The 14,416-nt window shown below is 43.4% G+C and carries 13 protein-coding genes; 2 read left to right on the top strand and 11 right to left on the bottom strand.

The window, feature by feature from the left end:
• Positions 1 to 36: 36 nt before the first annotated feature.
• The 6 genes from AB5I83_RS19515 to AB5I83_RS19490 form a co-directional block, all read right to left on the bottom strand.
• Complete coding sequence (locus AB5I83_RS19515; protein WP_448977788.1) at positions 37 to 3,072, bottom strand: DNA translocase FtsK; 3,036 nt, start codon at positions 3,070 to 3,072, stop codon at positions 37 to 39.
• 203 nt (positions 3,073 to 3,275) lie between these two features.
• A complete protein-coding gene (locus tag AB5I83_RS19510; RefSeq protein ID WP_448977786.1) occupies positions 3,276 to 4,070 on the bottom strand; it encodes a DUF1444 domain-containing protein in 795 nt (264 codons plus the stop codon).
• Between the two features lie 84 nt (positions 4,071 to 4,154).
• Positions 4,155 to 4,469, bottom strand: a complete 315-nt coding sequence (locus AB5I83_RS19505) for a thioredoxin family protein (RefSeq protein WP_448977785.1) — start codon at positions 4,467 to 4,469, stop codon at positions 4,155 to 4,157.
• A gap of 308 nt (positions 4,470 to 4,777) precedes the next feature.
• Positions 4,778 to 5,281: a hypothetical protein gene (locus AB5I83_RS19500; protein WP_448977784.1), complete on the bottom strand. Its 504-nt coding sequence runs from the start codon at positions 5,279 to 5,281 to the stop codon at positions 4,778 to 4,780.
• Positions 5,282 to 5,787: 506 nt separating this feature from the next.
• Positions 5,788 to 6,315, bottom strand: coding sequence for a DUF84 family protein (locus AB5I83_RS19495; protein WP_448977782.1), 528 nt, complete (start codon positions 6,313 to 6,315; stop codon positions 5,788 to 5,790).
• A 66-nt stretch (positions 6,316 to 6,381) separates the two neighbouring features.
• The gene (locus AB5I83_RS19490; protein ID WP_448977780.1) at positions 6,382 to 7,455 is read right to left on the bottom strand and encodes a M42 family metallopeptidase; all 1,074 of its coding nucleotides are present in this window, start codon (positions 7,453 to 7,455) and stop codon (positions 6,382 to 6,384) included.
• Between the two features lie 204 nt (positions 7,456 to 7,659).
• On the opposite strand from AB5I83_RS19490, the gene AB5I83_RS19485 reads away from it, so the two are divergent.
• Entirely contained in the window at positions 7,660 to 7,974 is a 315-nt protein-coding gene (locus AB5I83_RS19485; RefSeq protein WP_448977778.1) for a PepSY domain-containing protein, read from the top strand.
• 34 nt (positions 7,975 to 8,008) lie between these two features.
• Here the strand turns inward: AB5I83_RS19485 and AB5I83_RS19480 are convergent, their stop codons facing one another.
• Both AB5I83_RS19480 and trmB read right to left on the bottom strand, forming a co-directional pair.
• Positions 8,009 to 8,848 (bottom strand): YtnP family quorum-quenching lactonase, encoded by an 840-nt coding sequence (locus AB5I83_RS19480; protein WP_448977776.1) that lies wholly within the window; start codon positions 8,846 to 8,848, stop codon positions 8,009 to 8,011.
• Positions 8,849 to 9,154: 306 nt separating this feature from the next.
• Positions 9,155 to 9,799 carry a tRNA (guanosine(46)-N7)-methyltransferase TrmB gene (gene trmB, locus AB5I83_RS19475; protein WP_448977774.1) on the bottom strand — a complete coding sequence of 215 codons (645 nt, stop codon included), beginning with the start codon at positions 9,797 to 9,799 and terminating at the stop codon, positions 9,155 to 9,157.
• A 147-nt stretch (positions 9,800 to 9,946) separates the two neighbouring features.
• Here trmB and AB5I83_RS19470 point away from each other — a divergent pair, with 147 nt between their 5' ends.
• Entirely contained in the window at positions 9,947 to 10,225 is a 279-nt protein-coding gene (locus AB5I83_RS19470; protein ID WP_192472506.1) for a YtzH-like family protein, read from the top strand.
• A gap of 6 nt (positions 10,226 to 10,231) precedes the next feature.
• On the opposite strand, the gene AB5I83_RS19465 is transcribed toward AB5I83_RS19470, so the two are convergent.
• The 3 genes from AB5I83_RS19465 to AB5I83_RS19455 form a co-directional block, all read right to left on the bottom strand.
• On the bottom strand, positions 10,232 to 11,005 hold the full coding sequence (locus AB5I83_RS19465; RefSeq protein ID WP_448977772.1) for a phosphotransferase: 774 nt from the start codon (positions 11,003 to 11,005) through the stop codon (positions 10,232 to 10,234).
• A 272-nt stretch (positions 11,006 to 11,277) separates the two neighbouring features.
• The gene (gene pulA / locus AB5I83_RS19460; protein WP_448977771.1) at positions 11,278 to 13,428 is read right to left on the bottom strand and encodes a type I pullulanase; all 2,151 of its coding nucleotides are present in this window, start codon (positions 13,426 to 13,428) and stop codon (positions 11,278 to 11,280) included.
• Positions 13,415 to 14,395 carry a diacylglycerol/lipid kinase family protein gene (locus AB5I83_RS19455; protein WP_448977769.1) on the bottom strand — a complete coding sequence of 327 codons (981 nt, stop codon included), beginning with the start codon at positions 14,393 to 14,395 and terminating at the stop codon, positions 13,415 to 13,417. Before AB5I83_RS19455 ends, pulA begins: the two co-directional genes overlap by 14 nt.
• Positions 14,396 to 14,416 lie beyond the last annotated feature (21 nt).

Below are 14,416 nucleotides of genomic sequence, written 5' to 3'. Positions count from 1 at the left end.
TTATTATAAGTACATGCAAATAAAGAATACCACTTATTAATTGAATGCACTAGTTTCCTGGAAGGCCTCAAGGTCAGCAGCAGTGATAAGGACATCCCTTGGCTTGCTTCCCTTTCCTTCAGAAATGAACCCTTGTTGCTCCATCATTTCAATCAGTCTCGCCGCGCGGTTATAGCCGATTTTAAAACGGCGCTGGACGCTTGAAGTAGAAGCGCCGCCCTGATCAATGACAAATTCACAGGCTTCATAGAAAAGTTCATCTTCGTCTTCCGTCACCTGAGCTTTCTTCAGCAGTTCATCCTGTTCAAACAAGTATTGCGGAGCTCGCTGCTCCCTTACAAAGGCAACAATGGCATCGATCTCATTGTCCGTCACGTAGGTTCCCTGCAGACGGAATGGCTTTGATGACCCATTTTCCAGGAACAGCATATCCCCACGGCCAAGAAGCTTTTCTGCCCCGCTGATATCAATGATCGTCCTGGAATCCACCTGTGAGGAAACAGAGAACGCAATTCTTGTAGGAACATTCGCTTTGATCAGACCAGTTATAACATCAACGGATGGACGCTGTGTTGCAATGATCAAGTGGATGCCACATGCACGTGCTTTTTGAGCGATCCGGCAAATAGCCTCTTCTACATCACCTGGTGCCATCATCATCAGATCCGCAAGCTCGTCAATCACAATGACGATGTATGGAAGCTTTTCAGAAAATCTGCGGTGCTTCTCAGCAAGTTCATTGAACCTGCCTATATCACGAACACCTGTATGAGCGAACAATTCATAACGTCTTTCCATTTCCTCAACTGCCCACTTCAGCGAGGCTGTCGCTGCTTTTACATCTGTGATGACTGGGCTGACAAGGTGCGGAATGCGGTTATATGGTGCCAATTCAACCATTTTCGGGTCGATTAGCAACAGCTTCACCTCATCTGGATGTGCTTTATAAAGCAAGCTGACAAGCATCGTATTGATGCAGACACTTTTTCCCGAGCCAGTGGCACCGGCAATCAATCCATGTGGCATCTTTTTCAGGTCAGTCACAATTGGATTTCCGGCGATATCAAGTCCCAGAGCCACCGATAATGGAGATTCAAGATCCATGAAATCTGCCGATTGTAAAATTTCACTTAATAATACCGGCCTGCTCGAATGGTTCGGCACTTCGATCCCGATGGTATGCTTTCCGGGAATTGGTGCCTCGATCCGGATATCCTTCGCCGCCAGGCTTAGTTTAATATCATCTGATAGATTAGTAATTTTATTTACTTTCACTCCAGGCTCCGGCTGCACCTCGAAGCGGGTAACGGACGGCCCCTGTGTCACATTGACCACCCTTGCGCCTACGTTGAAATTCCTTAGCGTATCATTCAGCATCTGCTCCTGCTCTGAAAGCCATTCAGGATCCGGTGCCTTGAATACAGGAGGACTCAGCAATTCCAGCGGAGGGAAATCGTATACCGCAGCTGGATGAACTTCTGTCTGCACAGGCTCATCTTGGGTATGTGAACGGTTTTCTGCCGGTTCGATTTGAGATTTCACTGGCGCTGCTGCAGCAGATGAATAAGCCGTTGACGGCTCTTCCTGCTGAATAAGCTGAACATCTGATGGATTTTCGTCTGAAGATGAATGAATCTGATCAATAACTGAAATCTGATCAACATCAGATTGCTGATCCCTTTCTGACTGTTCAGAAGCACCCGTCTTTCTTTCCTCCGTCATAAAGGAGGGATATTTAGACATATTGCGCGCTTCCCATTTCCTCTTGTCCTGCTTAAGCATGAGAACATTAAATGGAAGCTGCCTTTTAGGTTCTGCAGGTTTAGCCTCTATTGGTTCAGCGTCAAGACTTTGTTCTATTTGTGGCTCCTCATATGAAACTTCTATTTCCTGGTTTTCTTGAGAATCCACATTTGAAGACAGGGCACTTAGCTCTCTTGCTTTTTCTAGATGTGCCGATGTTCCTGAACTTTCTTCGGTTAGTGGGAAGTCTGTCGGTTCATGCACTTCTTCAGTTTGTAGGAAATCACTTTGTTCTGATTCATTTGTTTCAGAACTTTCCTCGGTTTGGAAGTCTATCGTTCCATGTACTTCGGTTTGTTCGACGTCTATCGTTCCATGTACTTCGGTTTGTTCGAAATCTATTGTTCGATGTACTTCGGTTTGTTCGAAGTCGTTCTCTTCTGATACTTCGAGACGATGTTTGGCATCAGTCTGTGTTTCCATTTGAGACTCTTCACTAATTAGCTCAGAACGATCATTGAGGATCATTTCAAGTGCCTCAGTTTCCAATTCCGCCTGTTCTAGCTGAGCCTCCATAATGTCACTGGATTCTGGATCTAGTGTTTCAGCAAGATCATCTTCTATGTATAATTCTTGCATCAGTTCCTCATTATGCACTTGAGTTGATTCAGGCTGTTCCTCTACAGCAGGAGCTCTATTGGTTTGAATCGATTGTTCCACCATACTGGCCTGACTTCTTTCGAAACCAGTCAGTTCATATTCAACATCCTCCAGATCCGTTTGAGTCTGGCTTTTTCTAGGAGGCCTGTTAAATGCATAAATCGGTGACGGGATTTCTGTTGGCTTGAAGGGCTGCCTGAATTTAGGTCCGTTGTCCTTCCTTGGTTCGTAATGGAATTTCGGTGAAGGTTCCTTGGCCTTTTTGGTCCTGGATACTTCATTAGTCTTCCTGTCAGGTTCACGTTTGAATGTGGTTCTAGCATCCACAACAGAATTCCCGTGTGGATCTTGAAGTAGATCATTTTCAAATTTCGTCATTCTCAACGAGCCTTGCTCTTTAATGAAAGGTTTGATTTCATCAACTTGGCTGGCTTTTTCCTGTCGCCCTTTTTTTGGCTTTGTTTTTTCAGGAGTGGTTTTCTCATCCGGAATCAGAGGGAAACGAAACTGCCCTTTTGGATATTGGTATAAAACTTTTGCTTCTACATTCTTTTTTTCATTCTGCTCTCTAATTATGGGCTTTGAAGCAGGCTTCTCACGGTCGATATCAGTAATTTCATCATCATTATCGTTTTGGAACATAGTAAAAATTCTTTTAATCCAACTCAATTTAAATCACTCTTTCTTTCGCATTTCATTATTATTTTAACAGTAAATCCATATTTTTCGAGATAAATTGAAAGAATGAGCATTTTTTACGAGAAGAAATTTATTGGAACAATCAACTTTAGGCTCAGTTTTTTACAAAACATGGCATCAGATGGACAAAAAGGAAAAAGCCCGATAATTCCGGGCTTTCGCTTCATTCCTTGCTATTCCTTTTTTGTTTTTCCTAAAATAAAGATTGGTTCCAGTTCTCCATCTTCATATAGGAAGCTCAGGGCCGTGATTGGCACTCTCCCACTCGCAAAAAAGCTCATTGTCATCTGTGCCAAAATATCATAACCAGTGTTATTTTCCACATCGGCGATGATCAAGACATCTTGATGCGGTACGGCCACAGCCATGGTTCCCTTCATTCTTTTCTTCATTTCATTCAAGAAGCTCGTATTCAAAATTCTGCTCGCATCATAACCGTCATTTGAATTAAGGAAATAAAAAGTGTTCTCGGCCACACGGTCCTCTTTCAGTTTGACGGAGAGTGAACGGACATTGAACAAAGCTGTTTCGCGAACCTGGTCAGCTGACCATCCTTCTTTTTTCAATAGCTTTGAATCAATCAGCCTGTATGTTGTGCCTAAATCCAAAGCATAGTAGATCCTTGTTTCCGCTGTATGATCATCGTAAAGGAAAGGGACCCCTTCCTCAGCTTCGGATGGAAATGACGTCGCACGGATGACAGGAAAGATATTTTTTTCCTTTCCTGACAACTCGAGCTGGCTATCCATTGCATTCAGGCCCTCTGACACATAATAGACTACCTCATCAATCGCTTTTTCCTTTTGATCCTGCCATTTGGCAACAATACCAGGTAAGGCGATGGTGATGCCGCGGCCAGTATTCTTATTTTCAATTCTCAGCTGGTCCTTTTCCCGGTCGTAGGAAAAAGTACGGTCGGGATGTTGAAGGCGATTCTCCAGCTCTTTTCGCATTTTTCTGCTATCCATACTGCTCCCCTCCATTTCTTCAGGAGTTTCTGCCACTCATTTTACATGAAATTTCCCTCCACCTCAAAAGATGGAGGGAAAGATTTAAGCAAGACCTTCAATGAAGTTTTCGATTTCAGTCTGTGTCTTTCTGTTCTTGCTGACAAAACGGCCAAGCTCTTTGCCATTTTCAAAAGCGACAAAGCTAGGGATGCCGAAAACATCAAGCTGTATGCAAAGATCGATAAAATCATCACGGTCAACAGATACAAATCCGTAATCACTGTATTTGCTTTCGATTTCAGGCAGCACCGGTTCGATCACACGGCAATCCGGGCACCAGCCAGCCGTAAATAAGAATATATGTTTACCATCGTTTTTCAACGCCTCAAACTGTTCCATTGATTCTAAGTTTTTCATCACGAATCCTCCTGGGAAAATCTCATTTTACTACACTTATTTTACCCATGCGCTGTTAAAAAAGAAACTAATCTGATTGGATGGCTCTTTCATGCTTTCTTAAATAAGAGTAAAAACCGGCGAGTATGAGAGCACTCTGTATTCTGAAGTCTCCTGCGAAAAGGACCCCGACAGCTTTTATAATTCAATTAGTGTACAAAAAGCAACAATCAATGCTAAAACAGCTTTAGCTTATTGCTGGACAAGGAAACAAGATCATGGGAAAGATCTTAAACTGGTATAAAAAAACGCCATCATATTGGATGGCGTCACTTAATTTTAACAGAGTTGGCGATTTCCATCATAGCTTCTGCGTCTTCTTTAACATTCTCCGTTTCGGTAGTCAACTTGACTCCGCCAATTCCGACGATCAGCTGATATTGGTCTTCTTTCAGCTGCTTAACTAGCATATAGCCGAATTTACCATCTTTACTGAAAGTCTCGTTAGCATCCCATTCCTTCTGCTGGTTCACAGTAGACTCATAAACGACTTTACTGTCTTCACTTTCATGCTGATTATAAAAAAGAATATATGTTTTTGATTCGTTTTTGAGCAGTACATTATTAGGCGTTTCTTTTTCTACATCGACACCCGATGGCAAGTAATACTCTATATCTTTTGAACTAGTGTTTGTTTTTTCTGGTTGGCTTTCAAAGTTAGTACTTACTTCCTCTTTTATTTCAGCCTTCTGTTCGGAAAACGAGGCAGAACAAGCGCTCAGCAGGAATACTCCTGCAATAACAAGCCCAAATGCCCTTCTGAACTTTATCATACTTTTTTCCCCCTTGCTAAGGACTTAACCACTCCCTTTCTATCATACCTTTCTTATTTAATGGGTGACAAGGCTTCGCAAGCATTTTTTGTTGGAAATTAAGACATTTTTCAGAAATTTGTCGAGAAATTTTGTTTTTAGGATAATTTCGTAAAATTTGTCAGAGGTTTATTTTCCAATATTGTTTTCATTGGTGACCTGTTTTTCCACTATCTGGAGTTTTAGAGCGCCAATCCCCCTTATTGGTGACCTGTTTTCCCATTATCTGGAGTTTTAGAGCGCCAATACCCCTTATTGGTGACCTGTTTTTCCACTATCTGGAGTTTTAGAGCGCCAATACCCCTTATTGGTGACCTGTTTTCCCATTATCTGGAGTTTTAGGGCGCCGATACCTCTTATTGGTGACCTGTTTTTCCATTATCTGGAGTTTTAGGGCGCCAATACGCATTTAGGCCTTTTTCTGAGAGTCTGAATGCATAAAAGTAGTCAAGCAAAAAGACAGCCGATTAGACTGTCTTTTTACCTTGTCCTATTTGATACTCATATTGTCCGGCCAGCAGTTTCATTACATGTGTGAACATTTCACTTCTGTTGATTTGTCCATTCGTGAAAATACCGACTGCACCTTCGTTTTTGCGGACATTTTGTTTTTTGGCGTAGTCGTCCATTACTGGTCCCAACTCGGCTCCCGTCAATAGCTGTCTGGCGATCTCGTCTGGGAGTGGAATCCTTGCGCCTCCGGCAATGATTGGCTCCATCCCTTTGACAGCAAGAGCTCCCCAATTGCATAGCATCAATCCGTACGGAGTTTGATGGACGCCACCCTCGAGGCCAACACCAATGTCTGCCTCCCCGAGTTCTGCTGCTTGTATTGCCCTGTTGACTGCCCCTTTTATTGTTTCATCATCAGACATCGGTTGGTCGCTGACACCTGATTCAGCATCAACAGGAACGATTTCGTATGGATCGCCCAGGAACGCAGCCTTCACTGCATTGATTTTAGCCGGATTCTTTGAACCTACCGCTATTCTCATAATTTTTGCCACCTTTCATTCCATGAAAAAGGAGCAGTTTACACCTGCCCCTCATTTCAATCTTGATTAGCTATTTTGCTTGATTGTATCAACAGTTGTTTTATCTGCTGCTTTTACAAGCTTGACAAGAAGTTCCTTGGCAGCCGCATAGTCATCGACGTGGATCATGGAAGCTGCTGTATGGATGTAGCGTGAGCAGATGCCGATTACAGCACTCGGAACTCCCTGATTGGATGTATGAACTCTTCCTGCATCCGTTCCGCCCTGGGAAACGAAGTACTGGTATGGAATATCATGAGTTTCCGCCATATCGAGGATGAACTCTCTCATGCCCCTGTGCGTGACCATTGAACGGTCAAGAATCCTTAACAGAGTTCCCTTCCCTAGCTGGCCGAACTCGTTCTTATCACCTGACATATCATTAGCCGGGCTTGCATCCATTGCGAAGAAGATGTCTGGGTCGATCATGTTAGCCGCTGTCTGTGCTCCTCTTAAGCCGACCTCTTCCTGGACTGTAGCGCCTGAGTACAGCATGTTTGGCAGCTGAATATCCTTCGTTTCTTTCAACAGCTCGATTGCCAGTCCGCAGCCATATCGGTTATCCCATGCTTTAGCAAGGATTTTCTTTTCATTTGCCATTGGAGTGAACGGACAGATTGGCACGATTTGCTGGCCTGGTTTGATGCCGATCTTGATGGCATCTTCCTTATCATCTGCACCAATATCAATCAGCATGTTCTTGATTTCCATCGGCTTATTGCGCTTTGACTCATCCAGCAGATGAGGCGGAATCGAGCCGATTACACCTGTTACCGGTCCATTGTTCGTCATGATTTGCACGCGCTGTGCCAGCAAGACTTGGCTCCACCAGCCGCCAAGAGTCTGGAATCTGATCATCCCGTTTTTCGTAATGGATGTAACCATGAAGCCAACTTCATCCATATGGCCGGCAACCATGATTTTCGGACCGTTTGGATCCCCTTTTTTAACGCCGAACACACTGCCCAGTTTATCCTGGATCAGCTCGTCAGAATACTGTTCCAATTGCTCGCGCATGAATTTGCGGACTGCATGCTCGTTGCCTGGGGCTCCTGGTAATTCTGTCAGTGTTTTAAACAGACTCAATGTTTGCTCGTTCATATAACTTCTCCTTCTCATGAAAAATTTAGTTTTACTAAAGATTATGTATTTATACATTCCATTTTACAGAACATTCATTATGCTTGCCAGTCTTAATCCTGTCATACGCATTTTTTGCGGGCATTATTCCTTTGCTCCACCTGTGTGATTTGTTATGATGAAGTTAACATGAAATTCCATATATAATCTTGGAGGTCCTTGACTATGAACTGGAAAGCCTTTTTCATTGGCGTTGGCGCCGGACTGGCTGGTGCGTATGCTGTAAAGGAACTTGCGTCACAAAAAGAAACCGTTTCAGCTGATAAAGTACTGAATCAAGCGAAGGCAGCGTTTAAAAAATCAGGGCCAATCAGTGGCTCATGGATTAATATGACTGCTGAACCTTATTCAAAACCACCGGTTGATTACCAGGTATATAAAGGTGGGATTTCCCGCAATGTCGACGGCAAGGTGGAGCAATATGAATTTATCGCGGATGCAGCCACAGGAGCCATTCTCGATGCCTATCCGCTAAATTAACATCAGTTGAAATTCAGACCTGCTTAGCGCAGGTCTATTTTTTTCGTTCCATTGTCTGTGTTATTTTCCCATCCCGATCAAACTTTACTGCACGATAAACTGCATCATGGTAAAAAGTGAACCAGGAGTCCTTGCTGATTCCAAACTCAAGCCATTTCTCTTTTGCAAAAATCGAATTCATTGGGTAATCGTCATACGCCATCACCCAAAGCGGATTTTGATGGGCATGAGTAGGCATGATATCAGCCATATGGACAATTGTTATGTCTTCATCTTCAATGACCAGGATGGAATGTCCATCACTATGGCCACCGGTATGGATCATTCTGATCGGACCAAAAGACCATTCCTTCTCAAAAGTCGCGACCTGATGTTCTATACCTTGCCAATTTTCTTTCCAGTATGTACTCTTGGACCGAATATTCGGATTGCGCATTTCATCCCACTCGACCTGGGAAGTAATGATCTTCGCATTCGGAAAAACGGAGACAAATTCTCCTTTAAAATCCTTCGTTAACCCGCAGGCATGGTCAAAATGCATATGAGTCATCAATATGTAATCGATATCTTCAGGCTTCAAGCCCAGCTTTTCCAGCTCTGACTCCAGGCTAGATTCCTCAAGGACTCCAAAGTTGCGTTTTTGCTTTTCATTCAATTTTCCATTCCCCATGCCGCTTTCAACAAGGAAATTCATTCCCTCAGCCTGGATTAAGATTGGATCTGTACGCAGTTCAATCTGATTTTTGTCATTCACAGCATATTTTCGCGACCATAACGGTTTCGGAACAACCCCGAACATCGCGCCGCCATCAAGATGAGTGACCCCGCCATTCAGCCACTGCAGTTTTACATTCCGAAGTTCCAGCTTTTCCATCTTTCAGCCCCCTTTTTTACTTGATTGTACCACTCGTGTTTGAAATTTTTAAATAATTCAGCTTCTAATGTGATCGATTAGCGAAAAATATGGTCATACCTTTATTATCAATCAATTTTATTGGCGGAGTTCACAATTTTATTGGCGAAATTTTATTTTTATTGGCGATAATAAAATTTTTATTGGCGAAAAAATCTTTTTATTGGCGATATTCACCTATTTATTGGCGAACTGGAAATTCTCGCTCTTTTTTTCCAATTAAAAAACCGGTCGATGCAAAAAAATCGGCCGGTTTGTTCATCTTCATTATTCAGAAAGGAATTGGACTTCACAGCGGTAAATGCGGCTGCCGCGTGAGGAGAATTTCTCTTCGTATTCGGTCATGATATTGCCTTCATAATCACTGTTGTGAAGGTCGAGGCTGACATAGTTCAGCTTCATTCCGTAATGTGAGAAGCTGACTAGGGAGTACTCGAATAATCCCTGGTTATCTGTCTTGAAGTGGATTTCTCCATTTTTCACAAGTATGGATTCATATACTTCAAGGAATGATTTGAAAGTCAATCTTCTCTTTTCATGGCGAGTTTTTGGCCATGGATCAGAGAAGTTCAAATAAACACGGCTGACATCTCCGCTCTCAAAGTACTTGGCAAGCTCTGCTCCATTAACGTTCATCAGCTTGCAGTTTGGCAAATCTACTTCAATCAGCTTGTCCAGTGCACTGACGATGACACTTTCCTGCAGTTCGATGCCAATATAGTTAATGTCCGGATTGGCTTTGGCCATTCCCGTGATGAACTGCCCTTTTCCCGTACCAATCTCAATGTGGAGGGGCTGATCTTTTTCAAACACTTTTCCCCAATTCCCACGGTGCTGTTCAGGTTCATGAATCACAAAATTCGAATACTGAAGTAATTTATCTTTAGCCCAAGGCTTGTTTCTTAGTCTCATACCGACACCTCTGTACTATTTTCATTCGTTTCAAACAATATCATGCAAACCATATGTTTTCAAGGTGAAATTTATCGGTGCTGCATAAACACAAAAAGGAATCCACAATCTATAGGTGAATTCCTTTTAAAAGAAAGGGTGATCATTGTGCCTTTAAGCCACCATGACCAGGTAAATTTATTAAAGGATATATTAAGCAACCAGCAGACTGACTGCTGCGGTTCGGTTGCGGAGTATCAGCAATTGGAGCGCCTCATTAAGTCGTTGATGGTCAACACAAATGTCGACGGCAACATCAAATCGATTCTGCAGGATGTTTACCAGTATAGCCAGAACGGTGTAAATGCCTCTGACCTGGAACAGCACATCCAGACAAACCGGGGTCAGTTAACCCAATGGGTCGATGATATCGGTCAGTTTTCATGATATTAATTAAATAAGTGCTTTTAGAAAATCAATCCATTTTTCCATCTCTGGAATGCGATTCTGGTTTTTATGCCATTGAATCGCTGAAAGTGACTGTGCAAGTGCATACCATTTCATGCGCAGCTTGAGATTTTCGGTCAGGATGATGCCGTATTTCTCCAGCCAGTCCTCCCATTCTTCTACTGGTATATAGGAATACAAGAGAAGTCCAAGGTCAATGGCAGGGTCGGCGATCATCGCGCCATCCCAGTCGATTAAATACAACTGGTTGTCTTCAGTAAGCAGCCAGTTGTTATGATTCACATCACAATGGCAGACAACTTTTTCGTCAACATCAATATCGCCAACGTTTGCATTTAAAAACTCCATTGAATCTATGACAGCCTGCTTTGTACGAAGCTCCTCATCCAATTCCTCGTTCAGGGCGTGAAGGAACATCTCAGGTTTCAGCGGGCTTTTCCCCAGTCTGGTAAGCATCCCAAGAAGTGGTTCTGACGCATGGATTTTTTTCAATAGCTTGGCCACACGGTCTTTGTTCATATCCCCGGGCTTCAGCTCTCGTCCGTTCATCCATTGCTGCGCCGTAATGACATCTCCGTTTTCTAACCTTTTTGTCCAAACAAGCTTGGGTACAATTCCTTCTGCGGAGAGCACAGCAAGAAAAGGGGATGAATTACGTTTTAGAAACAGCCTTTGTTCTTCATGCTGTGCAAAATAAGCGGCACCGGTTGCACCGCCTGCAGGAACGATCTCCCAATCCTGTCCAAATAAATGTTCCAAAGTTAGTCACCTTCATTTATCACTATTTCCCTTATGCTAAAAACCGGAAATGGATTTTATAATCACTGTTGTCTTTATTATCGGAAATAAAAAGACAGCTATTGATAGTAAAACACACACAATAGCTATCTTATAAATTTTATCTCCTAGATGCTTACTACGTCAACCCCATCATGTCTAAATTAATATTGCGAAAAAGTACTCCAGAAATAATCTTACAACCGTTCAGTGTCATCGATTGAACAACCAAGGTTCCCGGCACAGTTCACTTCCTATTTTGCCACCACAAACAAAGAGCATGGCTCAAGCAGGAGCTTATCTCCCTCTATATGGCGAAATGGCTGGGCTGAAGCTTTTTCATGGTCAGCCAGGACATTCCATCTCCCCTCTTCGATCAGTTGAACAAGCTGTTGATCCGGCGAAGGGTTAAAAAACACCAATATTTTTTCCCAATCCCCTTTTGGATTTATTTCCTTCAGCGAATAGCACACTAGCGGAGCTGGCACTGGCAAGAATTCCATATGCCTTCGGATCTGTTCGTTATCCTGTAGGCGAAATGCCTCATTTGATTTGCGAATATCGATGAGTCCCTTGATGTATTGCACATTATCTAAATTGGCATCACGCAGGTCCCAATCCAGCCAATTTATATCATCAGGTGACCGATAGCTGTTGCCAACCCCTTTTTTTGACCTGTAAAATTCCTGTCCGCTGTGCAGGAAGGGAATCCCCTGTGCCAGCAAGACCATTGAAGTCGCAAGTCTGTGCTGCTTTTTTAAAAAGGCTTCATCTTTGTCTGGTTCAATGATTTTCAGCTTATCCCACAATGTATGGTTATCATGCGATTCAATATAATTGACGGATTGTCCCGGCTGCAAGAATAATCCATTCTTCCTTTTGCCTATTCCGATGCTGCCCGCCATCACTTGCTTCGCCGCCTCCAGATAGCGCTCATTGCCTAAAGCATAGCCTCTATCATAAATATTAAAGGTACTGCCCTTGATACAATCGCGGAACCAATCATTGAACTGGCCGATTCCAGGGAGTTTTGCCTGATTCGAGATATTGGCCTTCCGATCAGGCGGGAGCGGAGTATTCAGGTCCCACCCTTCCCCTATGATCAACACATCGGACCTCACGCTATTCACTGCATTCCGGACTGCCGTCATTGTATCGATATCCAAAATGCCCATCAAATCAAAGCGGAAGCCATCGACTTGATATTCGTTCAGCCAGTACATGACAGAGTCAACAATGTATTTTCTCGCCATCAGCCTTTCAGAGGCAATATCGTTTCCCACACCAGTTCCATTGGAAGGAAGGCCATATGCATCATGGCGAAAAAAGTAGCCTGGTACGATTTTTTCAAAAGGAGAATCCTCACGGATGTATACATGATTATAGACCACGTCCATAATAACGCCCATCCCCAGGGAGTGTATCGCAGAAATTAACTGCTTCAGCTCGATGATCCGGTTATAAGGTGCCCTCGGATCAGACGCATAGCTTCCATCCGGGACATTGTAATGAACAGGGTTATATCCCCAATTATAGTCCCGCTCCCTATCCAATTCGTCTACTCCCTCAAAATCGTGGACTGGAAGAAGTTCTATATGTGTGACACCAAGATTTTTAATATAGGAAAGGCCCGTTTCAACCCCGGCTGGACTTTGTGTTCCCGTTTCTGCGGCGCCCAGATAAGTTCCTTTCCTGACAGCCCCGCTCCCCGGGTGTATCGTAAGATCTCTTATATGAACTTCATAGATGATGGCGTCAACCGGGTTCCTTAATTTTGGACCAACATGGTCGTTTACTTTCGCTTTTACTGGATCGATGACGACACCATATTCGCCATTGACCGATAATGTCGTTGCATATGGATCGACTGCTTCTCTCCATTCAAGGTTGATGCAAACGAGGAACGAATACCTATAAAGCTCCAGGTTCCGGCCTACCTTGATACTCCAGACGCCTTTATCTCCCCGGTCCATCTCGAATATCTCAGGGCTTTGGGCATCTTCTTTAAACAATCTCAGTTTTACTTTTGTAGCGGTCGGAGCCCATAACTTGAAATTTGTATTTTCAGGGGTGTAACTGACACCGAGGTCATTCCCACCGTAAAAAAATAAAGAATCAAATTCATCCGTTCGGATGACTGCACCGATTTGGAGGTCCGTTTGACCGCCGTGCTCATCTAAAACTGTATATATTTTGCCTAAATCAGGCTTGAAACTACATAAGCAAATGTATTTTACTGCATCCTCCAGCAATACCTTCTCTTGGATCGCCAATGGCAAATCAACGCCTTCTCCTTTAAGACGAAATTCACTGGAGTCCCCTTCAAAATAAGAATAAGGAAGCAGAACGGTAATAACATCCATTTGATCAAGATAGGCGTTAAATTCCCTTTCAATGGCAATCATTCATTTTCAACTCCTCGGTATGTCCTGGATTGCTTGTTCCAGATATAATGTTCAAGGCTTTTGGACATGCCTGGACTTTCAGCGGTGTATGTCCGATTGCTTCACCGTCTGCGTGCGCTAAAACCTTTGAAGTGGATTTAATCGTGATCGATTTTCCGGTAAACTGCTCTACCTCCTGAAACTTTGTATGTTTTCCCCAGAATACACTGATGAAAACCAAAAGCAGTTTCAGTCTGGAAATCCGGTGCACGACCGTAATGTCGAGAATACCGTCATCCGGGAGAGCAGCGGGAGCAATCTTCATGCCCCCTCCGTAGTATGGCTGGTTCGAAACTGTGACAAACCAGGCATTGCTATATTTATACATTTTGCCATCAACCGTCACTTCGATTGGAAATGTCCTGAATGTGAGCAGTTTTTTGACGAGAATATAAACATAGACCAGCCTTCCCAACGAGACACGGTTCAGAAGCGCTTTCATCCGGGACTCATTAGAATCCTTTGCGACCGCAGCATCAAAGCCTACTCCCATATTATTCATAAAATAGGTTTCCTGTAATTCGTCGTGAAGAATTTTTCCAATATCGATTTCTTCCGGACTACCATTCCGTTTATCAATGATCAAACGTAATGCATCAGCTGACTTTTTAGGGATGAAGAAGCCTCTTGAAAAATCGTTTCCTGAACCGCCTGGAATGAAGCTAACCGTAATGTTTGGATAGGATGCCGTGCCATTCACCACTTCATGCAGAGTGCCGTCCCCTCCGACTGCCGCAATGACTCCCGGGTTACCTGCAGCCTTCCGGGCCAGTGACTCTGCCAGCTCTTTGGCATGTCCTGGATATTCAGTAAAAAAAGCAAGATACGCAATGTCCAGGTTTTCCAGCTCTATCTCTATGTTTCTCCAAATCTCCCGGCAACTCCCATTTTTCGCATTGGGATTGACGATAAAATAGATCTTCTCCATATGATCAACCTTTATCTATTT

The organism is Mesobacillus sp. LC4 (genome assembly GCF_053543455.1).
This window is presented reverse-complemented; position numbering and strand designations above follow the sequence as displayed.